Annotated in this window: 20 protein-coding genes, 1 tRNA gene and 1 pseudogene; 12 read left to right on the forward strand and 10 right to left on the reverse strand. The window is 65.7% G+C overall.

All coding sequences use genetic code 11. The features are described 5' to 3' along the window. Nucleotides 1–3: 3 nt before the first annotated feature. The 4 genes from AB0C34_RS15005 to AB0C34_RS15020 form a co-directional block, all read right to left on the reverse strand. Nucleotides 4–879, reverse strand: a complete 876-nt coding sequence (locus tag AB0C34_RS15005; protein WP_357071970.1) for an ABC transporter permease — start codon at nucleotides 877–879, stop codon at nucleotides 4–6. Further along, the gene (locus tag AB0C34_RS15010; RefSeq protein ID WP_357071973.1) at nucleotides 876–1,724 is read right to left on the reverse strand and encodes a rhodanese-like domain-containing protein; all 849 of its coding nucleotides are present in this window, start codon (nucleotides 1,722–1,724) and stop codon (nucleotides 876–878) included. Before AB0C34_RS15010 ends, AB0C34_RS15005 begins: the two co-directional genes overlap by 4 nt. Beyond that, nucleotides 1,721–3,094, reverse strand: a complete 1,374-nt coding sequence (locus tag AB0C34_RS15015; protein WP_357071976.1) for an NtaA/DmoA family FMN-dependent monooxygenase — start codon at nucleotides 3,092–3,094, stop codon at nucleotides 1,721–1,723. The genes AB0C34_RS15010 and AB0C34_RS15015 overlap by 4 nt, the downstream gene beginning before the upstream one ends. Nucleotides 3,095–3,248: 154 nt before the next feature. Continuing rightward, nucleotides 3,249–3,371 (reverse strand): hypothetical protein, encoded by a 123-nt coding sequence (locus AB0C34_RS15020; protein ID WP_357071979.1) that lies wholly within the window; start codon nucleotides 3,369–3,371, stop codon nucleotides 3,249–3,251. 401 nt (nucleotides 3,372–3,772) lie between these two features. Here AB0C34_RS15020 and AB0C34_RS15025 point away from each other — a divergent pair, with 401 nt between their 5' ends. Next, on the forward strand, nucleotides 3,773–4,423 hold the full coding sequence (locus AB0C34_RS15025; RefSeq protein WP_357071982.1) for a GntR family transcriptional regulator: 651 nt from the start codon (nucleotides 3,773–3,775) through the stop codon (nucleotides 4,421–4,423). A 260-nt stretch (nucleotides 4,424–4,683) separates the two neighbouring features. Here AB0C34_RS15025 and AB0C34_RS15030 read toward each other — a convergent pair whose 3' ends face one another. Then, the gene (locus AB0C34_RS15030; protein WP_357071986.1) at nucleotides 4,684–6,204 is read right to left on the reverse strand and encodes an alpha/beta fold hydrolase; all 1,521 of its coding nucleotides are present in this window, start codon (nucleotides 6,202–6,204) and stop codon (nucleotides 4,684–4,686) included. 571 nt (nucleotides 6,205–6,775) lie between these two features. On the opposite strand from AB0C34_RS15030, the gene AB0C34_RS15035 reads away from it, so the two are divergent. Beyond that, nucleotides 6,776–8,143: a lipase family protein gene (locus AB0C34_RS15035; RefSeq protein ID WP_357071989.1), complete on the forward strand. Its 1,368-nt coding sequence runs from the start codon at nucleotides 6,776–6,778 to the stop codon at nucleotides 8,141–8,143. Here the strand turns inward: AB0C34_RS15035 and AB0C34_RS15040 are convergent. From AB0C34_RS15040 to AB0C34_RS15050, 3 genes and pseudogenes are all read right to left on the reverse strand, one after another. Continuing rightward, nucleotides 8,129–8,616: pseudogene (locus tag AB0C34_RS15040) on the reverse strand (IS30 family transposase); the annotation flags it as partial. The gene AB0C34_RS15035 and the pseudogene AB0C34_RS15040 overlap by 15 nt on opposite strands. A 424-nt stretch (nucleotides 8,617–9,040) precedes the next feature. After that, nucleotides 9,041–9,125 (reverse strand) — tRNA-Leu (locus AB0C34_RS15045). A 138-nt stretch (nucleotides 9,126–9,263) separates the two neighbouring features. Next, complete coding sequence (locus AB0C34_RS15050) at nucleotides 9,264–10,133, reverse strand: NAD(P)-binding domain-containing protein (protein ID WP_357071992.1); 870 nt, start codon at nucleotides 10,131–10,133, stop codon at nucleotides 9,264–9,266. A gap of 151 nt (nucleotides 10,134–10,284) precedes the next feature. On the opposite strand from AB0C34_RS15050, the gene AB0C34_RS15055 reads away from it, so the two are divergent. The 3 genes from AB0C34_RS15055 (at nucleotide 10,285) to AB0C34_RS15065 (ending at nucleotide 12,741) form a co-directional block, all read left to right on the forward strand. Beyond that, nucleotides 10,285–10,641, forward strand: coding sequence for a helix-turn-helix domain-containing protein (locus AB0C34_RS15055; RefSeq protein WP_357071995.1), 357 nt, complete (start codon nucleotides 10,285–10,287; stop codon nucleotides 10,639–10,641). 184 nt (nucleotides 10,642–10,825) lie between these two features. Beyond that, complete coding sequence (locus tag AB0C34_RS15060; RefSeq protein ID WP_357071998.1) at nucleotides 10,826–12,187, forward strand: M20/M25/M40 family metallo-hydrolase; 1,362 nt, start codon at nucleotides 10,826–10,828, stop codon at nucleotides 12,185–12,187. A gap of 20 nt (nucleotides 12,188–12,207) precedes the next feature. Then, on the forward strand, nucleotides 12,208–12,741 hold the full coding sequence (locus AB0C34_RS15065; protein WP_357072001.1) for a YbhB/YbcL family Raf kinase inhibitor-like protein: 534 nt from the start codon (nucleotides 12,208–12,210) through the stop codon (nucleotides 12,739–12,741). A 211-nt stretch (nucleotides 12,742–12,952) separates the two neighbouring features. Here the strand turns inward: AB0C34_RS15065 and AB0C34_RS15070 are convergent, their stop codons facing one another. Continuing rightward, on the reverse strand, nucleotides 12,953–14,212 hold the full coding sequence (locus AB0C34_RS15070; protein WP_357072004.1) for a multidrug effflux MFS transporter: 1,260 nt from the start codon (nucleotides 14,210–14,212) through the stop codon (nucleotides 12,953–12,955). Beyond that, the gene (locus AB0C34_RS15075; protein ID WP_357072007.1) at nucleotides 14,193–15,044 is read right to left on the reverse strand and encodes an alpha/beta hydrolase; all 852 of its coding nucleotides are present in this window, start codon (nucleotides 15,042–15,044) and stop codon (nucleotides 14,193–14,195) included. The genes AB0C34_RS15070 and AB0C34_RS15075 overlap by 20 nt, the downstream gene beginning before the upstream one ends. A 102-nt stretch (nucleotides 15,045–15,146) precedes the next feature. On the opposite strand from AB0C34_RS15075, the gene AB0C34_RS15080 reads away from it, so the two are divergent. From AB0C34_RS15080 to AB0C34_RS15110, 7 genes are all read left to right on the forward strand, one after another. Further along, nucleotides 15,147–15,632, forward strand: coding sequence for a MaoC family dehydratase N-terminal domain-containing protein (locus AB0C34_RS15080; RefSeq protein ID WP_357072010.1), 486 nt, complete (start codon nucleotides 15,147–15,149; stop codon nucleotides 15,630–15,632). Next, nucleotides 15,629–16,051 (forward strand): acyl dehydratase, encoded by a 423-nt coding sequence (locus tag AB0C34_RS15085; protein ID WP_357072013.1) that lies wholly within the window; start codon nucleotides 15,629–15,631, stop codon nucleotides 16,049–16,051. The genes AB0C34_RS15080 and AB0C34_RS15085 overlap by 4 nt, the downstream gene beginning before the upstream one ends. Before the next feature lie 79 nt (nucleotides 16,052–16,130). After that, nucleotides 16,131–17,420, forward strand: a complete 1,290-nt coding sequence (locus AB0C34_RS15090) for an aromatic ring-hydroxylating dioxygenase subunit alpha (RefSeq protein WP_357072015.1) — start codon at nucleotides 16,131–16,133, stop codon at nucleotides 17,418–17,420. A 121-nt stretch (nucleotides 17,421–17,541) separates the two neighbouring features. Next, nucleotides 17,542–18,888: a deacylase gene (locus tag AB0C34_RS15095; protein WP_357072018.1), complete on the forward strand. Its 1,347-nt coding sequence runs from the start codon at nucleotides 17,542–17,544 to the stop codon at nucleotides 18,886–18,888. Then, nucleotides 18,888–19,856: a catechol 1,2-dioxygenase gene (locus tag AB0C34_RS15100; RefSeq protein ID WP_357072021.1), complete on the forward strand. Its 969-nt coding sequence runs from the start codon at nucleotides 18,888–18,890 to the stop codon at nucleotides 19,854–19,856. Before AB0C34_RS15095 ends, AB0C34_RS15100 begins: the two co-directional genes overlap by 1 nt. Beyond that, nucleotides 19,853–20,725, forward strand: coding sequence for an alpha/beta fold hydrolase (locus AB0C34_RS15105; protein WP_357072024.1), 873 nt, complete (start codon nucleotides 19,853–19,855; stop codon nucleotides 20,723–20,725). Before AB0C34_RS15100 ends, AB0C34_RS15105 begins: the two co-directional genes overlap by 4 nt. An 88-nt stretch (nucleotides 20,726–20,813) precedes the next feature. After that, on the forward strand, nucleotides 20,814–21,767 hold the full coding sequence (locus tag AB0C34_RS15110; protein ID WP_357072027.1) for an NAD(P)-dependent oxidoreductase: 954 nt from the start codon (nucleotides 20,814–20,816) through the stop codon (nucleotides 21,765–21,767). Nucleotides 21,768–21,849 lie beyond the last annotated feature (82 nt).

Genomic DNA, 21,849 nt, shown 5'->3' on the forward strand with positions numbered 1-21,849 from the left:
TGGTCAGTGCCGGCGCACTACGCGCCGCTCGGCCCACTTCAGCAGCTGGTCGAGGCCAGTCGCCAGAACAGTGATGACGGCCAGCCCGGCGAAGACGCCGGTCACGTCCAGCAACCCGGAGGCGTATTTGATGTAGTAGCCGAGTCCTGCGCTCGCGGCGATCATCTCGGCGATGACGGCCCCGATGAGTGCAATGCCGATGGACAGTCGCAGTGCGGTGATCAGCCACGGGACCAGCGAGGGCAGGACGATCCAGAACGCGGTCTGCCAGCTCCTGGCGCGGAACGTGCGGGCCACGTCGAGCAGGTCGGTGTCGATCTCTCGCACACCTTGGTAGACGTTGTAGAAGATCACGAAGAGGACCATGGTCACGACCATGGTGATCTTCGACAGCAGGCCGACACCGAACCACACGATGAACAATGGCGCGAGGGCGACTCGTGGGAGGCTGTAGAGCGCCATCACATAGGGCAGTAGCCATCCGCTGAGCAGTTGGGAGAAGCCGAGGGCGGCGCCGAGGACCACTCCGACCGGGACACCTACGAGCAGGCCGACACCCACCTCGATGAGGGTCTCGGTGAGGTGCGGCCACAGCTCTCCGGTAGTGACGAGGTCGACCAGCCGGCCGGCGATCGCGGCAGGCGAGGAGACGTAGAACGACGGGGCGATCCGGTCCGAGGACAGCTGCCAGGCCCCGAGCACGATTACCGCCACGGCGAGCCGTCCGGCCAGGACCGCGCCGCGGAAGCGCATCGCCTGCCTGCGATCCGCGTCGAGCAGTGCGTCACCGGCCGCGGAGATCCCGGGCCCCGTGCGCCGATCCTCATCAATGGCCGTGGGGTCGACGGACGTCGTGACGGCTGGACCGAGGTCGGTCATCGCGCACGCTGCGCTGTGGACAGATCGAGTTCCGGTCCGGTCTCGACCGGGCGGTGCGGATCCGCGCTCCAAGCGGAGAACGAGCCGACATACAGCGCCGCCGTAACTCCGAGGTGAGCCAAGACCGCGACCCCGAAGGCACCGGCCACACCACCCCCGCAGGACATCCCAGGGACCGGCGGGTCGGGCGCGGCGACGCGATACAGGGCGCGCAGCTCGGCGGCGGCGCGCAACGTGCCATCAAGGGTGAGGGCGTCCCGGGAGCTGATGTTGCGGGATCGAGGGATGTGTCCTGCGCGATAGGCCTCCTCGGCGCGCGCGTCGATCAGCAAGTGGCGGGTGGCAAGCGCGGCGGCCTCGTCGGCGTCCAACTCGGGCAGCTGGCCCGCCCGGAGCGTCACGTCGCCGGGGATGACGCGCTCAGCGATCGGGCCCACCGTCCGTCCGGCAGCGATCCAGGCCCGCAGCCCTCCCTCCAGGATGCCGACCCGGGTCAGCCCCGCCCAGCGCAATACCCACCAAGCCCGGGCCGCGACCAGTCCACCGCGGTCGTCGTAAACGATCACTGTGGAGTCGTCGTGCAGGCCCCAGCTTCGGGCCGCCCGCTGCAGGTCCTCGACACGTGGGAGAGGGCGTCGACCCTCCGTCGGTGGTGCGTCGGTGCGGGCGAGTTCCGTGGCGAGGTCGACGACGACCGCCCCGGGCAGGTGATCGAGCGGGCCGGCCGCTGCCGAACCGTGCGATTCGTCGCGGACCTCCAGCAGCCGCACACCGCCAGGATTCGATTGGACCAGACCAGCAAGTTTCTCCACGCTGACGAATACCGGCACAGGCGACTCGCTCATTCGGACACCGCCGCGCGTTCGGCCGTCACAGCGAACTGGTTACGGGGTCGCTGTAAGCCGAGGTGATCGCGCAGCGTCGTCCCCGCGTACTCCCGATGGTGCAACCCCCGCCGCTGGAGTTCGGGAACCACGAGGTCTACGAACGCCTCGATACCGTGCGGCACCCGCGGCGGGAAGATCATGAACCCATCGGCCGCGCCGGTTTCGAACCACTCCTCGAGGACATCCGCCACCTGCGTCGGCGACCCGACGACCTCCTTGAACAAACCATTGCGGACGAGGGTGGCGGTAACCTCCGCGACTGTCACCCCGTCACGTCCGTAGAGTTCGCGAGCCGACTGCACGAGCCTGCGTGCTTCCGGGGCGAGATCAGCCAACTCGATGACATCATCGAGCGGCGCATCCCCCCGCGTCTCGGTCAGATCGGTGCCGAACACCTCGGACAACTGCGCGCGCCCAGCCGGCCCGGTCTCCAGTAATCCCTGCAAGGTCGCGTACGCCGTGCGCGCTTCCCGCTCGGTCTCCTCGACATAGATCGCCATGCCAGGAATAACGAGTTGGTCTGCGGCCTCGCGACCGTACTTGGGCAACCTGCTCTTCAGGTCCGCGTAGTACGCACGGGCGCCGGCGAGTCCGAGCTGCGATGAGTTGGTGAACCGCAGGTCCGAGTACTCGGCTCCGAGTTCGCGGGATCGCTCGGACGCTCCCGCGTTGACGATCGGAAGCTGTCCCTGGACGGGACGTTCGACGTTGAGCGGTCCGTCGACGGAGAAGAACTCGCCGCGGAAGTCGATCCGGTGTACCCGTTCGGGATCCACGAACTGGCCTGTGCCGGGGTTCGCGATGCGGGCATCGTCTTCCCAACTGTCCCATAGCAGCCGCAGGACCTGGATGTACTCGGTGGCCCAGTCGTATCGACGGTCGTTGTCCCAATGCTGGTCCCGGCCGAAGTTCCGAGCCGCCTCCGCGTTCTTCCCCGTCACGATATTCAGCCCCACCCGGCCTCGGCTGAGGTGATCGATAGTCGCCGTCGCTCGCGCGACGTTGTACGGGTCGGAATACGTGGTGTTGATCGTGGTGATCAAGCCGATCCGTTCGGTCACCCCGGCGATGTTCGATGCCAGCGTCAAAGCCTCCGGGCGCAAGACCTCGTTGGGTGCCGCGAACTGAGACCCGGTCAGCCCTACCAACCGGTCCCCGATAAAGAAAAAGTCGAACAACCCGCGCTCGGCGCTACGAGCGGCCTGCTGCAACAGCGCCGGGTTCGAGTTGCCATCGCTGGGCGCCCCGGGGATTCGCCAGGCTGCGGGATGGAATCCGGTCGGCCAGATGGTGAGGCCGAGATGCATGCGTCGAGAAAGATCGGACATGGCGGTAACTGCCTTTCGGCACAGAGGAGGAATCAAGGAGGAAGCAGCCACCTCCCCACTGGGCGGCGCGGAGACGAGAAGTGGGTCTTCTCGAGAATTCGGGCGACGGTCGGGCCGTTACGGTGACGCCGCACCGCGAGCGGCCCGAGCCTGGTCAGGAGTAACGCAGACAGCTGGAGATCAGCAGCAGGTCTGCACACCGACACCGGACCACCAGAACATCGACCGGGACGGCGCCATCGTCTACCGCGCGGGATTGCGGGACATCGTCGATCATGCGCCTCCTTCGATCAAGGCGTGTATACGAGCGTATACGCGACTGAGATGTCAATGCCGTCGGATGACGCCACACTTCGGTATTTTTCCCACCCGGCGCACCGGACGACAGCCTTAGAATCCGCGTGGTTCGAATTCTCGCCCTCATGATTCCGGGCTCAGTGGTGGACGAGAACGCCAGGCGAGAACTGGATATCCCGCACACGGACAGCTCGGCGCGGACCTGCTCGAATGCATCGAACCAGCGCACCGACGTCCGCGGCGGGACGACGCAGAACTCACCTGCCACGGCGTGGCAGTGATCACCGATACAGGCAGCGACCGCGCGACAATCTCTGCCGCGACGTGGTGCAGGGCCGAGTAAAGTGTTGCTGCCGGAATTGGTGCGGGTGGGAGGCATGGTTGGGCGCGGAGGACATCGGTGGTGAATCGTCGCCTGATATGCATTACCGGCGAGTGAAATCCGATCTGCTCGGCGGGCGGTTCCCGCCGGGGACGGTGTTGCTCGAGACCGCGCTCGGCAAGATATACGGGGTTTCCCGGACGCCGATGCGTGAGGCGCTGGCCAGGCTCGCGCAGGACCGGCTGATCGAACGGTCGGCACGCGGGTTCGTGGTCAGGAAGCGCTCGCCGGAGGAAATCCTCGCGATCTACGAGGCCCGCATCCCCCTCGAGACGACCGCTGCGGCTTTGGCGGCAGAGCGCCGCGGCAGTGTCGACCTCGAACGGCTCGAGCATCTGCTCGAGGCACGGCGCGCGGCACAAGACCCGGCCACGCACAGCGCGTTGAACGAGCAGTTCCATCGCGCGCTGCGGGCGGCCGCCCGCAGCGAGGTCATCGCTTCGACACTCGATCGACTCGACGACCTCCTGACGGTATACCGGCCGAACCGATCATCGACGGCGATGGTCGACCGAACGGTCGAGGAACATGAAGCGGTGCTCGACGCCGTGCGTGCGGGAAACAGCCAACTCGCCACTGCCGCAATGTCGGCCCACCTGACACGGATGCGTGATCTGCGAGTGGCGAGCCTGGTCCGGCGTTTCGGCTGAGAGGTTGGCAACCGGCACCATTCCCAAGACGAATGCCTTCGTGTAGTTACGCCGAGGGCATGGGGCTGATGACGATTGCCACTATCTGCGATCCCTCGTCGAATGCGCGAAGGTGTTGGTCGCGGTCATCGGGCAACCACATCCACTGGCTGCTCCGGTGACAACGAGCGGGCAGCGGCACCCGGCCGCGCGCGAAACTCGAACGCAACAAACCTGCGCCGATACCTGAGCGCAATGCCGTGCAGTGAACGGCATTGCGTCTAGTCGGGGAGATAGTTGGGGTCGGGCTGGCAGGTGAGGTCGACGCTGGGGAGGGTGCCGTCGCGGTAGTAGGCGTTGACGATGTTGTTCACGCAGTGGCTCAGGTCGGCGCGGAGGATGCCGTGAATACGGGTGTCTGCCAGTGTGACCAATCGTGACGCTGTCAGGTCCTGGTGCAGCGCAACGCCTTGCTGGTAGGCGACGCGGGTGTCGCGGGTTGCGTGCAGGATCAGGGCTGGTGTCGGATTGTGCACGACGGTGGGCGGCTCGATCGGTTCCGGCCAGAACGCGCAGGCGGTGATGTTGTTGGCGAACGCGCCGAACACTGGTTGGGTCGCCCGGACGCTTTCGATGTTGCGGAGATACCAGGCCGGATCTCGGGGTGCGGCCTTGTCGCCACACAGGACTGCGGCCATGCCCGAGGCATCCAGCGAAACGGGGCCGCTGATCTTCGTTTTCAGCTGCTCCATGTCGATGGGCAGCCCGGACACTGCGTCGGCCACGATCCGCATGACGTCGGCGAGGTTGGTGTTCAACTGCGGATTCGACAGCAGCGCCATCAGCATCACCGGCACGGTGTGCTCATCGATGAGGTAACCGTTTCCGATGACCGGATGCGTGGCGGCACGTCGGATCGTGTCCTCGACAAACGCTCGGACCTGCGGTCCGGTACTGCCGAAGTGGTAGTCGGCGTCGTGGCGGGCCGCCCAGGTCGCCCAGTCGTCGAGCCCGGCTTCGTTGATCGCGCCCATGTCCTGATAGGTACCGCTCCAGTAACGGTCCGGATCGATGGCGCTGTCCAGCACGATCCGGTCGCTGTGCTGAGGGAACATTTGTGTGTACACCGCACCCAGGTAGGTGCCGTAGGAGCCGCCGTAGTAGTTGATTTTGCCTTCACCGAATGCGCTGCGGATGACATCCATGTCCCTGGCGGTATTGCGGGTAGTGATGTGGCGGGCCTTCTCAGGATCGGGCGCTACACAGGACGCAGCGAACGCTGCAGCCAGGGCGGCGTCGCGCGCGTAGCCGAAGGTGTCGAAGCCGGCCGAGAACAACACGGTGGGCAGCGGCAGCGCACAATTCACCGGGTCCGATCGGCCGATGCCACGCGGGTCCATGCCGATCAGGTCATATCGGGCACGTACGTCCGGTGTGAACCGATCCCGCAGGGCGGCCATCATGCTCAGGCCCGGACCGCCGGGACCGCCGGGGTTGGACAGCATGATCCCGCGTCTGAGGTCCGGGTCGGTGGCTGGGATGCGCGAGATCGCCACGGTCAGCGTGCGTGAATCCGGTCGACTGTAGTCGAGCGGTACGACAACGCCCGCACATCGAGCCCCCGCCTCGTCGAGAAGCGCGTCGTGACACGGCTTCCAGTCCAGCTGCTGATGATAGAACGACTCCAGCCCACCCGGGATGTCAGGGACTGAGGCGGCGCTTGCCGGTCCCATGGGCAATGTGGCGAAGGTGGCTGCCGATATGACGCCCAGCACAAGTGATCGAATCCATGGTATCGGCATCGCATCTCCTGCCCGCGACCTCGGTGTACGCATCCCTTTTCCGGCGCACAGCCATCTTCGGCGGCCTCGAAACCAACACCCTACAGCCGTTTGCTGGAATCGGCGCGGCGAAGCCGTGGCTGCCAGTGGTTGTTGCCCATGCCCACCACCGATCACGTCGATTGCGCCTCCTACATGTGGTTTTATGCTGACTAAGTTATGTGCAGTTCGCAGGACCGCACGATAGCGGTGTATGCCGGGCAATAGCCCGCCATGTCGATGGCAGCACTCGCGCTGGTTTCGGCTCGGTCCACCGGGCCTCCTCCTTCTCGCAGGGCGACCGCAACAGTTGTTGGAAACTTCTTCAGCAAGGCCCTTGTCGGAGATCGGCGGGATCGGTGTCACGGCATCTCGGCGACCATGTCGGTCGGCATCTTCCCACCATCGCGGCCAGCGCCTCTTGCGCTGAGCTCCTGGTCGATCCAGTGCATACTCGACTTCGTTATGTTACCGTGACCTTGACCCATAAGGGCGTGGCGGGTCGGTGCGGGGCCGGAGTGCCTACGCGTCGATAGTGGACGCGGGAGGCGCGATGGAATCCGGTCACACGTTGTCGACGTATCGGAAGAATGCTTGCCGCACAGCGCATTCGGCTACCGTTGCGCCTGATCTGCCAGTCGACGGCACGCACTGGCCACAAGTGATGTGGTGGCGGATCGGTCGGCAATGGCTTGCGATCCTCGCGCTCACCGGGATCATGCTGCCGGCAGCATTGTCGATGCCGGTCGCGCGAGCCGCAGTGCCACTCCCTGGCGATGATCCCTTCTATGCCGCGCCCACCGATCTGGCGTCGCATCCGAACGGAACGTTGCTCGGGTCGCGAACGATCGCCCTACTCGGCCTGCCGATACCAGTGTCGGCCTGGCAACTACGTTATCGCACAACCGATTCCGGAGAGCATCCGCAGCTGAATGTGACGACGGTCCTGGTGCCACCGCTGCCGTGGACCGGGCCGCGGCCGGTGTTGTCGTACCAGGTACCCGAGAACAGTCTCGACACCCGGTGCGCGCCGTCGTTCACGCTGCGCGGCGGACGCAACACCGACATAGCGAACACTGCGCAGGATATGCCGTTCATCGCGGAGGCACTGCGGCGCGGGTGGGCCGTCGTGGTCAGCGACTACGAAGGGCCGCAGTCTCGACTTTTCGACGGCGTGACATCCGGGCGTGGGGTTCTGGACGGAATCCGAGCCGCACGATCCTTCCCGCCCGCCGGCATCGATACCTCTAGCCCGATCGGCGCCTGGGGATACTCGAGCGGAGCCTTCGCCACGTTGTGGGCCACGCAGTTGCGTCGGGAATACGCGCCAGACGTGCGGTTCGCCGGCGCCAGCGCCGGCGGAATCCCCACCGATATCCCGACCATGGCACAACGCGCCGACGGGGCCGTGGGAGCCATGCTGATACTGCTCGGGCTGGCCCGCAATGAACCCGACTCCCGGCTGGCCGATTTGCTGAACGACCGGGGCCGCCGCGCGCTGCTCGCCGCGGACACCTCCGCCTGCGGTGCGGATCTGGCTCAGAAATACCCCGACGTCCACCTCGACGACTTCACCGCGGTCCCGAACTTGCTAGCGCATCCCGCTTTCCGCAGCGCAGCCACGCACAACGAACTCGGCGGCACCGCCCCCGACACTCCGCTGTACCTGTACCACAGCCTCACCGACGAGAAGATTCCCGTCGCCGGATACACCGCCCTTGTCGATGCCTACTGCGCTCAGGGCGCCACCCTCACCGCGACCCACTCGCAGTTCCCGACTCACATCGGAGCCGCCGCGGGCGAAGCCTTCGGCGGCATGAACTTCCTCGCCGACCGCTTCTCCGGCACCCCGCCGGCCCCGGGCTGTGTGGGACGGATTCCAGGGGTCGTCGCAACACTGCCTGATTCAGGCGGTAAGTAGATCACGTAGACGCTCGGCTGGTAGCCCAGCCGAGAGTTTTGCGTGGGCGGCCGTTGAGTTGCTGGGCGACGTGTTCGAGGTCTTCGGGTCCGTAAACGCTCAGGTCGGTGCCTTTCGGGAAGTATTGGCGCAGGAGACCGTTCGTGTTCTCGTTGGTGCCGCGTTGCCAGGGACTGGCTGGGTCGAAGAAGTAGACGTCGATGTCGGTGGCGACGCTGAACTGCTTGTGCCGCGCCATCTCGGCGCGTTGGTCCCCGGTCAGAGACCCCCGCAGGTGTTCGGGCAGGGTCTTCATCGTGGCTATGAGGCCGTTGCGGACGGTTTCGGCGTCATGGCCGTGGGGGAGGTGGACGAGCATGGTGTACCGGGTGGTGCGTTCGACCAGGGTCGCGATCGCGGACTTGCTGTGCTCCCCGGTGATCAGGTCGCCTTCCCCAGTGGCCGGGCACCGCGCGGTCTTCGACCTCGGCGGGGCCGGTCGCTGATCATGACCCCCTCTGACCGGCGCAAACGACGAATCTCAGCGCAATCCTCCACAGCAAGCATCCCCTCGATCCTCCCTGGCTCGGATCAAGCCAGGGTCACCGATCAGATGGTCTATTTTGAGTTGCCGCGCGGTGATCAGTTTTCACGTTCTGCCAACAGTCCATCACCAACGAGAACGTCACCGCCCAGATAGCGACACTCGAAGCCACATGGGACGCTCAACGACAGTTGAGCAAGAAAGGAGATTACGCGACTTACTGAAGCCTTCGGTGGCCTTGCCGCGACCCTCCGCACAGCAGAAACGGCCGATAAGCAGAAAGTTTATCGAGGCCCCGGCTTGAAACCAACTTTCAGCCACACGAACGGTAGAAGCCGAAGCTGTCCCCTAGCCGCCCGTGGGTCTAGTGATTGTGTCCGGAGGGGGACTTGAACCCCCACGCCCGATAAAGGGCACTAGCACCTCAAGCTAGCGCGTCTGCCATTCCGCCACCCGGACCGGTGATGCTCAGCAAGATTATCGGATCACCCCTCGTGGACCAAATCGTGCCTGGAACTGCAGATTCTTCGTGGTTTCGCCGGACTTGCGGCGAGAGCCGTGCGGCCGATCGGGGTCGGATGCACCGCCGGGCGCGATTCAGGAGAGTTCCTCGAATGTGCGCTCGAATCCGAGAGTTCCGTGGCCGTCGGCGACCTGACGGTCGAGAAGGTTCTTCAGCGGGGCGACGAAGTCGGAAGACACGCCCGCGTCGCGGCTCGCACGATAGATCGCGTCGATCGCGGATTTGTGGAAGGCGATGGACTGGACGGGATCGGTGTAGTCGGCGGTGTCGATGACTCGACCCTGGTGAGGCAGTGACTGTGTCATCGCCGTCACCCATGCCGCAGCCCGTTCGCCGAACTGGGTAGCGGAGACGCCGACCGACCGCATCAGGGCCGCGCCGTGCAGGAAACCGCCGAACATGGCGTACATCGTGGCCAGCAGGGCGAAATCGTAGGTGGAGGCGAGACCGGCGTCGTCACCGAAGTACTCTGCGGCAGCTAACAATTCGAGGATTGCACGGTGGGTGTCGAAGACCTGCCGCGAGCCGCTGTAGAGAATGGCGGCGCCGGGTGTGCCGATCATCGACGGGACCGCCATGATGCCGCCGTCGAGGTAGTCGATGGCGTGGTCGGCGGCCCACGCCGCGAGTTCGCGGGCCTCCCCGGGCGCGGTGCTGGTCAGGTTGATCAGTTGGCGGCCTACCATCCGGTCTGCGACCGGGTCCAGGGTCTCCTGCACCGAGGCGTGATCGAGGAGGACTGTGATGATCGGGCCACCCGCCCTGATCGCCTTCTCGACGGACGGTGCGCTGGTGGCTCCCGCGGCGATGAGGTCGGCGTGTGTGCCCGGGGTGCGGTTCCATACTGTCGTCGGCAGTCCGGCCGTGCAGAACGCGGAGGCGAGCGCTCGACCCATCGCGCCGAGCCCCAGGATCGTCACCGGGGTTTTCGATGTTTTCGTCATCGCAGAGTCAACCCCTTGGCGTCAGTGAACGTTCGAAATTTCGTGGTCAGCGCACTCGAACCAGGTTGCGCTGTACTCGACCAAGCGACAAGTACCTACTATTTGGTTTGGTACTTACCAGGAAGTGTGCGTCCAGGTGGGAGGACGAACGATGGGCGAAAAGAGGACCGGGCCATATTTCTGTGGCATCGACGCGGCGATGGACGTCGTCGGCGGGAAATGGAAATCGTTGATTCTGTGGGAGCTCGACAACCACGGCGTTCGACGCTTCGCTGCATTGCGCAAGGGCCTGCCCGGCGTCTCGGAGAAGATGCTGATCCAGCAATTGCGCGAGCTGGAGGAGGACGGGATCGTCAGCCGAGAGGTCTATCGCGAGGTACCACCCCGCGTCGAATATCGCCTCACCGATCTCGGGGTCGCACTGAACGTCGCACTGCAGCCGTTGGGTACGTGGGGTCGCGAACGGATCGATCGGATCGGCGCGGACCGCGTGCACCAAGGCGGCTGATCCACCTGTCACTGTGCGTCCGAACGATTCTCCGTGAACAGGCGATCCCCTTCGGGCCGACGAAATTCGCCGCCTTCGCCGGCCCGCGACTGCCCACCGCGGCCGAGGACACCCGACGCACGGCTGGCGGGGCTCGGCGGCCGGGCGCACAGCGACCGGTGTGTCAGATGGTAGGAAAGGATGCGTGTCCGCAACTGGCGATGGAACAGATCCGAACCGAAACTCTCGCGCGGTGTCGGAAGTGGTGGAGTTGGTCAGCACGCTGATCCGCTTCGATACCTCCAACACCGGTGACCTGGCCACCACCAAGGGCGAATGCGAGTGCGCGCAGTGGGTGGCCGACCAACTGCAGCAGGCGGGATATATCACCGAGTACGTCGAATCCGGAGCGCAGGGACGTGGCAACGTCTTCGCGCGGCTGGCCGGAGCCGATCCGAGCCGGGGCGCGCTGATGATTCACGGGCACCTGGATGTGGTGCCGGCTGAAGCTGCGGATTGGAGCGTGCACCCGTTCTCCGGCGCCGTACGCGACGGCTATGTGTGGGGTCGCGGCGCGATCGACATGAAAGACATGGTCGGGATGATGCTGGCGGTGGCCCGCCAATTCAAACTCGAGGGCACGGTGCCGCCGCGTGATCTGCTGTTCGCGTTCCTCGCCGACGAGGAGAACGGCGGCAAGTGGGGGTCGCAATGGCTGGTGGACAACCGGCCCGACCTGTTCGAGGACGTTACCGAGGCGGTGGGGGAGGTCGGTGGGTTCTCGCTGACCGTCCCGCGCCCTGACGGCACCGAACGCCGGCTCTACCTGGTCGAGACGGCCGAGAAGGGCCTGGGCTGGATGCGGTTGCGCGCCAAGACCCGCGCCGGTCACGGCTCGTTCCTGCACGAGGACAACGCGGTGACCATCCTGGCCGCCGCGGTGGCGCGACTGGGCCAACATATCTTCCCCCTGGTGCTGTCGGAGTCGGTTGCCGCGTTCCTCGCGGCGGTCACCGAGGAGACCGGGCTGGAGTTCGATCCCACCGGGCGCGACATCGAGGGTCAACTCGCCAAACTGGGCACGATCTCCCGCATCATCGGCGCGACGCTGCGCGACACCGCGAATCCGACCATGCTGCAGGCCGGTTACAAGGCCAACGTGATTCCACAAACCGCCGAGGCCGTGGTGGACTGCCGCGTGGTCCCCGGGCGGCAGGCGGCGTTCGAGCGCGAGGTGGACGAGCTGATCGGTCCCGATGTCGAGCGCGAGTGGATCACCAAACTCGACTCCTATGAGACGACCTTCGACGGCGACCTGGTCGACGCGATGAACAACGCCGTGCTGGCGCATGATCCACAGGGCCGGACCGTGCCCTACATGCTCTCCGGCGGCACGGATGCGAAAGCGTTCGCCCGGTTGGGCATTCGCTGCTTCGGTTTCGCACCGCTGCAGCTGCCGCCGGACCTCGACTTCTCTGCCCTGTTCCACGGTGTGGATGAGCGGGTTCCGGTGGAAGCGCTCGAATTCGGCACCCGCGTACTGGAACACTTCCTGCTGCACAGCTGAACCGAACCGAAAGGGGCTCCATGACCTACAACCCGTACGACGCGCTTCCGGCGGTACCGTCGTTCACGCTCACCTCTGATGATCTCACCGACGGGCAGCCGCTGGGCAATGACCAGGTCAGCGGTGTGTTCGGCGCGGGAGGCAGGGATATCTCGCCGCAGCTGTCCTGGTCGGGATTTCCCGCGGAGACCAAGGGCTTCGTGGTCACGGTGTACGACCCCGATGCTCCGACCGCTTCCGGCTTCTGGCACTGGGCGGTCGCGGACATTCCGGCGAGCGTGACCTCGCTACCTAGCGGCGCAGGTAGTGGGGCGGAGGGCGGGGCGCTACCGACGGGGGCGATCACGCTGCGCAACGATGGCGGTTTCCACGGCTTCGTTGGTGCCGCGCCGCCACCGGGTCACGGGCCGCACCGGTACTTCATCGTCGTGCACGCCGTGGACGTCGACAGCCTCGGGGTCGACGAGAACGCCTCGTCCGCCTACCTCGGCTTCAATCTGTTCTCGCACACGCTGGCCCGCGCCACGCTGATCGGCACGTACGAGCAGAAGTAGTCGGTCCCGCCGCGAACCTGTTGGCCCTGAGAGTTCCACTCCGAGCCAACAGCCTTTCGCGGGAGGAACACCACGGTCCAGACGACTGCTTCACGGCGGAGGACCGGTTCGATAAGGCCGCCACGCGGGCTGATCGGTCGATGTCGATTTTTCACCGCCGGATACATCTCGACACGCTGTCCGGCCCGGCCGACGTCCACGTGTTTAGGGATCAGCCGGACGCCGCTCGGACGCGTGGCTTGAAGCGCCTCGTACGGGAACCCTCGCGCACCGTCGCCAGGGCGAGGAATCCTAGCGTCGCCGACACTGTCATCGCTACCGCCACCGCGAGGCTGGTATTTCCGAGCAGTCCTACTACCGGTGCGACGATGGCTGCCGCTGCGAACTGCGTGAAGCCGACCATCGCGGCGGCTGTGCCGGCGACCGCACCGTGCCGCGAGAGGGCCAGTGCCGGCGCATTCGGCATCACGAAGCCGGTCGCGCAGAGCAGCACGAGAACCGGTAGCGCGAAGCCGAGGAACCCTCCGGTTTCGCTGGCTGCCACGGCGACGAAGACGACGCCGACGCCGGTGCTGACCAAGAGCGAGGCGATGCTGATGCGATGCGGTGACCACCGATCGAGCAGCACCACGTTCAATTGCGACGCACCGATCAGCACCACGGCGCCGGCGGCGAAGGCGAAACCGTACCACTCCGGGTCGAGCCCGAATTGGCCTTGCAGCACGAACGACGAACCGGCGACGTATGCCCACAGGACACCTCGCCCCATCCCGCACACCAGCACCAGGACGAGGAAATGGAGATCCCGGCCCAGCATCAGATACGTCCGCGCGATTGCGGCGATCCCCCGGCTGGTGCGGGCGGCGGGCGGCAGCGTCTCCGGCATCACATACCCACCCAGCAGCATCATCAGCAGGCCGAGTCCGGCCAGAACGAGGAACACTCCCTGCCACGAAACCGCGGTCAGGAGAAGTCCGCCGACCGACGGGGCCAGGATCGGCGCCACGCCCATCACGAGCATCAGCCGCGACATGACGACGGCGGCTGCTCGACCCACGAACAGGTCGCGTACGACCGCCATGGCGATCACCCCGGTCGCGGCCGCGCCGAATCCCTGCAGCGTCCGCAAAGCCCCGAGGGCTGCGATGGACGGGGCGAAGAAGCACAGCACCGAAGCCCCGACATGCACAACGGTGCCCACGACGAGTGGTCGGCGGCGCCCATAGATGTCCGACAACGGACCGACGACGAGCTGACCGATCGCAAGTCCGACCAATGTCCCCGTCAGGGTGAGTTGCACTGCGGTTTCGGTGGTGTGGAACTGGGCGGTGATCGTTGGCAGCGCCGGCAGATACATGTCGACGGTGAAGGGCCCGAGGGCGGTGAGCATTCCTAGGATCAGGACCAGTCGTAGGCGGCTTCCGCGCTCGGAAGAAGCGACGACCTGCGGGTTACTGATGCTGTTGGTCAAGGAATCCGGTCACCACGGAGTAGTAGTCGAAGGGTCGTTCCTCTTGCAGGTGATGTGACGCCTTGTCCATCACATACAGGTGGCCGTGCGTGATCATGCGGGCCAGCATCAAGGGATAGTCCGGGGTGAGGAATGCGTCGTTCATTCCCCAGGCGAACAACACCGGGGCCTTGATCATCCCGAGTTCGGCGGTGAGATCCTGCCAGTCACCGCGCGGATTGTCCGAGGACGCCGCGAGCGCCATCTCTTCGGGATCGAGGCTCTGCTGGTAACGCATGTCGAGTGTCTGTTCGGGAAGCTTGTCCCCGTCGAACCATTCGAGTCGCGTGATCAGTTGGCGCATCTTCTCCCGGGTCGGTCCCTCTCCGCCGTAGTAGACATCCCGGGCGGTACGCCCACGGTGACCGTTTTCCGGCAGGGGAGCAAGGGGACCATAGAACACCGGCATGCTGCCGGTGACCACCAACGTGCGAACCCGGTCGGGGTATTTGGCGGCGAGATTCAGGGCGATCGTCCCACCCCAGGAGTTGCAGATGAAGTCGGCGCGGGCGATCCCGAGTTCATCGAGCAGGGCCACGATCTTCGCGGCGTGGAAGTCCCACATCGGTCCGGTGATCGTGCACTTCTCCGACCGGCCGTACTGCAGGATGTCGACGAGTATCGCGCGGCGATCGCGGGCGAACAACGGCGCCACCGGCCCGAAGTCGGACCAGGCGGTGCATCCGGGTCCACCACCGTGCAGGAAGATCGTGGGAGCCCCCTCGCCGAGATCGTGGTAGTGGAACTTCACGCCGGCTGCGCTGGCGTACAAGCTGTTCGGTGGATGTGCCATGGGCACACCTGACTCCATCCGGCAGTAGGTGTGAAGTATCGCGGTCCGCTGGATGGTCCCGGTCTGTGGTTTCATGTCGTGACGCAGCCCTAGCATCGGCGCATGAGATCAGACTTGCGGGCTGCCGAACGGCGGGCAAGTGCCCTGGTCGGAACCGTCGAGCACCGGGATCTCGGCCCACTACGCGCGCCGGAAACGGTCGCGTTCGCGCGTGCATGCGCAGAGACCGACCCGCGCCTGCTCGATCCCGACTCGGCGGGCTTCGAGGTGCATCCGCTATACCTGCCCAGTCAACTCCGGGGTCCCGACGGCGGATTCGCCGGCGACTATCGGGCCGACGGCATGTTCCGGGACGAGGTTCCCGGAACCGATGGACTCGACGTGCGTCTGATGGCGGGCGGGCAAACCATCACCTTCCACCGCCCGGTCCCCCTCGGTGATCCGGTCACCGTGCGCCGCGTTCTCGAAACCGTCGAGCGCAAGGGCAAGCCGGGCTCGGAGTTTCTGCTGCTCACCGTGTCGAAAACGTATCGCGCCCGCAGGGCAGGCGACCTCGCCACCGTCATCGAGAGGTTCATCGTCCGATGACCACAGCACCGAGTCACCGCGCCGCAGTCGGCCAGCACATCGAACCTGTTGTCCTGCAAACAGATCCGGTTCGGCTGCTCCGGTTCGGCGCCGCCACGCACAATTCGCATCGCATCCACTACGACCACCAGTACGCCGGAATCGAGGGCCTCGACGGCCCGGTGGTGATGGCACAGTTGCACGGGACATTGTTCTACCGTGCCGCGGCGCTGTTCGCCGGCGGTCCGCGCGGTGTGGTCTCCGTCGGCTGGCGCAACCGCGCGCCCGCGTATGTGGGCTGTGAACTCGTCGTGACCGGAGTCGTTCGTGAGATCGCCGACGGGCTCGTCACGCTCGATCTCGAGGAACGCTGCGGCGACGGCGCACCGTGCGCGGTAGGGGAAGCCGTGGTGGTCGGTAACGCGGAACCGGTCTGCTGAGTAAACCCGATCCGTTGGCGCTCGCTCAGCATTCACCCAGGATCGCCGTAACAAACATCTCGTGTCGAAAGGACTTCACATGACTGGTGTCGACGCGCCGGAAGACACCCAAGCTGTCCCGGAGCGGCCGCGCGCGGCCGGTCGACAGGACTGGACGGCTTGGCCGAAGTACAACGCGGCGGGTAGCGGGTACCGGGGGTATTGGTACCCCGTCACCTGGTCCAGTCACATCACCAAGAACCCGAAAAGCTACACGATCTGCGGTGAGAAGCTCGCCATCATCCGAGACGCCGGCAAGGCCTACGCGCTGCACGACCGTTGCCCACACCGTGGCGTGCCGCTCTCGGAAGGCAACCAGCAATTCCCGGGAACGGTGAGTTGCCCGTACCACGGATGGACGTATCGCTTGACCGACGGCAAGCTCGCCGCGGTCATCACCGACGGCCCCGACTCCAAGATCTGCGGCAAACTCTCGGTCCAGACGTATGCGGTCGAGGAGCGTCTGGGACTCGTCTGGGTGTACATCCCGATCGCGAGCGAGCCGGCGCCTCCGATCGACGAGCAGCTGCCGCGAGAACTGGTCGAGAACGCCGGAGTTGTCGGCGGCCGCATCCAGCCGCGCGCGGGAAATTGGCGTTTCGCCTGCGAGAACGGCTTCGACGAGGGGCACGCGAAATACCTCCATCGCACGGCGCTGTGGCGGCTGTTCAAGCCGATGCCGACCTGGAACATCACGCGGATCGTGCCCGAGGGCCGGTGGATCTATCGGGTGCAGGACGAGGTGTACTGGGAGGCCGATTTCCCAGGTGTCGGGACCTGGACCAACAAGCGGTGGTGGAAGAAGAAGCCGGACGAGACCAAGGTGTCCCAGATCGGCAACGTCGGTGCCGGACTCGAGGTCAATCCCGTCATCGCGGCGCAGAACTTCCCCGGATTCGCTTCCCTGTCCATGCCCGGCGTACTGCGCATCGCCTACCCCAACTTCATCCACTACGAGTTCTACGTGCCGGTCGACGATGACCGGCACAGGTACGTCGGATTGATGGTGAACTTCGTGTCGGGGGTCAAAAAGCTCGGCTTCTACGCGAAGTATCTGGGGGCGATCCGCTGGCTGTTCCACGGCCAGTTCTCCGGACAGGACGCCTGGATGGTCGAGGTCACCGACGCACCGCCGGAGAAGCTATACCGGCCCGACGTCTCGCTCACCACGTGGCGCAATCTCGCCGAGGAAGAGTACGCCGCGAAGCTCACCGCAGCCGCCGAATTCACACCGCAACCCGTCGCCCGGACACGTGAGCGCCGGGCACCCGCATCGCGCGGTGGCACGGCAGCAGCCAAGTCCGCAGAACCCGTCACGTCGAGCGAATAGAGGAACCCATGTTCAAGACACTGATCGCTCTGTTCGCCGGCGGGGCTGTCGTCGCGGTCGCACCCATCGCCTGGCGGTTCGTCGCTCGACACAGCAACACCCAGGTCCATCAGGTCACTCCATGACGGTCGGCGAAGTCGATACGCTCGCGGGCCTGGATGCGCAGCGTCGCCGCTGGGTAGCAGCTGCCTGCGCGCAGGTGAACCGCGACCGGCTGCGCGACCTGCTGACCGGGCTCGTCGACATTGCCAGCCCGACCGGCGATGAGGCACCACTCGCCCGACACATCACCACCACCCTGGAGGCGGCGGGGATTTCGGCGCGCACGATGTATCTCGATGACCGGCAGGCCAACTCGTGGGGTCGAGTGCCAGGGAACGGAACCGGTCCGGACCTGCTGCTGTATGCCCCGATCGATACGGTGACCAGTGGCAACGCCGAGGAAGATCTGCCGTGGGTCGGCGAATCGCTCCGCGCCGACATGGTCGCGCGGGCCGCATCCGTCGAGGATTACGTCATCGGACTCGGTGCCTCGAATCCCAAGGGGCACGCGGCGTGTGTGCTGGCGGCCGGAGAAGCGATTCGCGCTGCTGGAATTCCGCTCACCGGAGACCTCTTGCTCGGCTTCGGCGCCGGTGGGATGCCGACCAACGCGCGCCCGGGCGTGGGTAATCCGCGCCGCAACACCGGCCAAGGTGTCGGCTGTTCCTTCCTGCTCGAGCAGGGTGTGTGGGCAGACTTCGCGCTGATCGCGAAACCGGGATGGACCGTGTCCTGGGAAGAAGTCGGACTTGCCTGGTTCGAGATCACGGTGCATGGCAGCCACACCTATGTGGGTTCCCGCCATCGACTGCCGTACCAGAATCCGGTCGCCGCGGCCGGGGCGGTCGCGACGCGATTGGAAGAGTGGTTCCCGCAGTATTCGCTGGCACACCGCGACGGCCTGGTTTTGCCGCAAGGCATGGTGGCGAACATTCGGGGTGGCTGGGAGCGCACCGCGTCCTTCACTCCGGAGAACGTCCGCATGATGGTCGATCTTCGGCTCAGCCCACGCACCACTCCTACTGTGGCCAAACGCGAACTCGTCGCGGCGGTACGGCAGATCGCCGCCGACCTCGGCGGCATCCGGATCGACGTGGAACAGGTCCTGGCGATTCCCGGTGCGGGCTCTGATCCGCAGATGTGGCTGTGCCGCAAGGCGATCGAAGCGTGGGAAGCGGCCGAAGCCGCGCCGCATCAGGAGTTCCACGACGCCAGCGGCGCCACCGACGCGAATATTCTGCGCGGACGTGGAATCCCCACGGTGCGGGTAGGCATGCCGAAGGTCGTAGACGCGCCCTTCGAGGTGGACTTCGCCATGGGCATGAACACGGTGGATCTCCGGGAAGCGGAGAAGCTCACCAAGTATCTCATCCGTGTCGCCCTCGACACGGTCACACGCACACTCGACGAAGTAGGGAGCTACTGATGGCGACAATCGTGTTGGGTGTCGGCGCCTCGCACAGCACCCTGATGAATACCCACTGGGAGGAGACGACGCACAAGGCGGAGGCCTGCCGTTTCCGGGACGCGCTGTACGCCACGCGGGACCGGATCGCGGCCGCGGCACCGGATGTGGTGTTGATCATCGGATCCAACCACTTCCGTGGGTTCTGGCTCGATCTCATTCCCGCCTTCACGCTGGGTGTGGGCGAAGTGAATTCCAGTGGCGAATCCGGAACCCCGAAGGGCCCGCAGCAGGTCGATGTCGATTTCGCCCGGCACTTGGCGAACGAGGTGATCGAGGGCGGGCGCTTCGACCTGGCGTACTCGGCACGGCTGCAGATCGATCACGGACAGTCCCACGCGATCCAGTACCTGCTCGAGGGGCTCGACGTGCCGATCGTCCCGCTGGTCGTCAATGTCTTCGCACCACCGTTGCCGACTTTTCAGCGGTGCGCGGAACTCGCCATCGCACTGCGCTCGGCGATCGCCGGTTACCCCGAGGAGAAGCGGGTCGTTGTCATCGCCTCCGGTGGCCTTTCGCACCGACTGCCGTGGCCGGACTGGCGCGACCCGCACGGCGAGGACGAGGACTTCATGGTCCAGGCCTGGCTGGACGGCCGGGAGAACTGGTCGGACTACGACGTGCGCCGCCGACAGATCATTCGGGCCGCCGAGGCCGCCATCACTCCCGAGTTCGATGACCATGTCCTCGATCTGTTGGTGGCCGGCAAGGGTTCGGAGCTGGCCGAGTACTCCACCAGCTACGTCGAGGATGCGGCCGGTAACGGCGCACAGGAACTGCGCACGTGGTTGATGATGGCCGCGATCATGGACTACATCCCCGCCGAGCGCCTCGCCTATGAGGCTATTCCGGAATGGCTCACCGGAATGGGCGTTGCGGTTCTGGACCCCACCACCCCCCACTCATCGTCACGAGGGACGCAATCATGACAATCTGGAACGAATTGGCCGGACTGGACTTCACACTGCGGACGGTCGACGCGAACGGCATCCCCACCCGCGCACTGCAAGCCGGTTCCGGAGACGAGGCGGTGGTGTTCCTACACGGCACCAGCGGTCACCTCGAAGCGTTCGCCCGCAACATCGCCGCGCACGCGCCGCATTACCGGTGCCACGCCATCGACATGCTCGGCCACGGCTACACGGGCAAGCCGGACTACCCCTACGAGATCCCCCGCTACGTCCAGCATCTGGTCGACTACCTCGATGCCGTCGGGATCGAGCGGGCACATTTGGTCGGCGAGTCGCTGGGTGGCTGGGTCGCCGCTCATCTCGCCAGCGAACAGCCCGACCGGGTGCTGTCACTGCAGCTGCTCGCCGCCGGTGGCACTGTCGCGAACCCCACCATCATGGAACGGATCAAGACCTCCACCACCAAGGCGGTGCGCAGCGACGACATCGAACTCACCAGGGCCCGCCTTCGGTTGCTGATGCATGACCCGGCCGATGCCACCGAGGAACTCGTCGAGGTCCGACACCGGATCTACCACCAGCCGGACTTCGTCGCGAACATCCACAACCTGCTGTCGCTGCAGGAGATGGAGGTCCGGCAACGCAACCTCCTGCGTCCGGAGCGTCTCGCGAAAATTCAGGCACCCACCTTGGTGGTGTGGGGCCACGAGAATCCGTTCGGCGACGTGCCGGAAGCCAAGAAGATGGCGGAGGACATTCCCGGCGCCCAGCTGCAGCTCTACGCCGAGTGCGGCCACTGGCCGCAGCACGAGCAGGCAGCGTTGTACAACCCGCTGAGCCTGGACTTTCTGGCGAAGGCGTCCGCGCAGGCGAAGGCATCGGCCTGAGCTGATCCAGGCCGTGCCGCCGCGGGCCGGTCACGCATCGCGCGCGTGGTCGGCCCGCGGTGCTCAGCAGAAGAGAGTAGGACGGCCGATGAACCGGATCGTAGTGTTGGCCGCGGATGAGGACGACGGACTCGGTGCGGCGATCCGCGCGGCCGTCGGCGGGGCCGGGCAGGTACTGCGTCCGACGTACCGGACCGTCGATGAACTGCGTGGATTGCTGCCGGACGCCGATATCGTGGTCGGCGATTGGAGTGGCGCGCTGCCGCTGGGCGCGACCGAGGCGACTCTCGCCGGCCGACTGAAACTGATTCAGCAACCCGGGGCCGGCGTGAACTTCATCGACCTGGCCGCGTGGGCCGCCGTGGGGGTCCCGGTAGCCAACACCCCGGGCGCCAACGCGGCGTCGGTCGCCGAATGGGCGGTTGTCGCGGCGGCAAGCCTGAGCAGGTCCATGCCCTGGGCTCACACGGAAGTTTCGGAGGGGCGCTGGCCTCAGGAGACGATATTGGCTAAGGGCTGCCGTGACCTCGGTGAGCTCCGGGTCGGGATCGTCGGCTTCGGCGCGGTCGGCCGTCGGTGCGCAGCGCTGTTCGCCGCGTTCGGATGCGAGGTCGCCTACACCGCGCGAACCCGCCACCAGACCGCGACGGCACGCTACCTGCCGATGGACGATCTGCTGCCGGTCGCCGATGTGCTGGTTGTGGCGGTGCCTTTGACCACGCAAACCCACGGGCTGCTCGCCGCCGCAGAACTGTCGATGCTGCCGGCGGGGGCGCTGGTCGTGAACGTCGCGCGCGGACATGTGGTGGACGAATCGGCACTCGTCGCGGCGCTGCGTTCGGGCGCAATCGCCGGGGCCGCACTCGACGTGTTCGCCAGCGAGCCGCTCCGCTCCGACAGTCCCCTGCGCACCCTGGACACCGTATTGCTGAGCCCGCACGTCGCCGGTGGCAGCAGTACAGCGCGACAACAGATCTATGCGATGACCGCCGAGAATGTGGCACGAGTCTGCGCCGGCGATCGACCGCGATGGACGCTGTAGACAGAAAGCCCGACGACGCGAATGTTTCATCGATGTTTTCGGAAACCACACCATATGGGCACCCCGAGTTGCGCCGAGGTAA

Source organism: Nocardia sp. NPDC049220 (assembly GCF_040647855.1).
In the GTDB taxonomy this organism is placed as follows: Bacteria; Actinomycetota; Actinomycetes; order Mycobacteriales; family Mycobacteriaceae; genus Nocardia.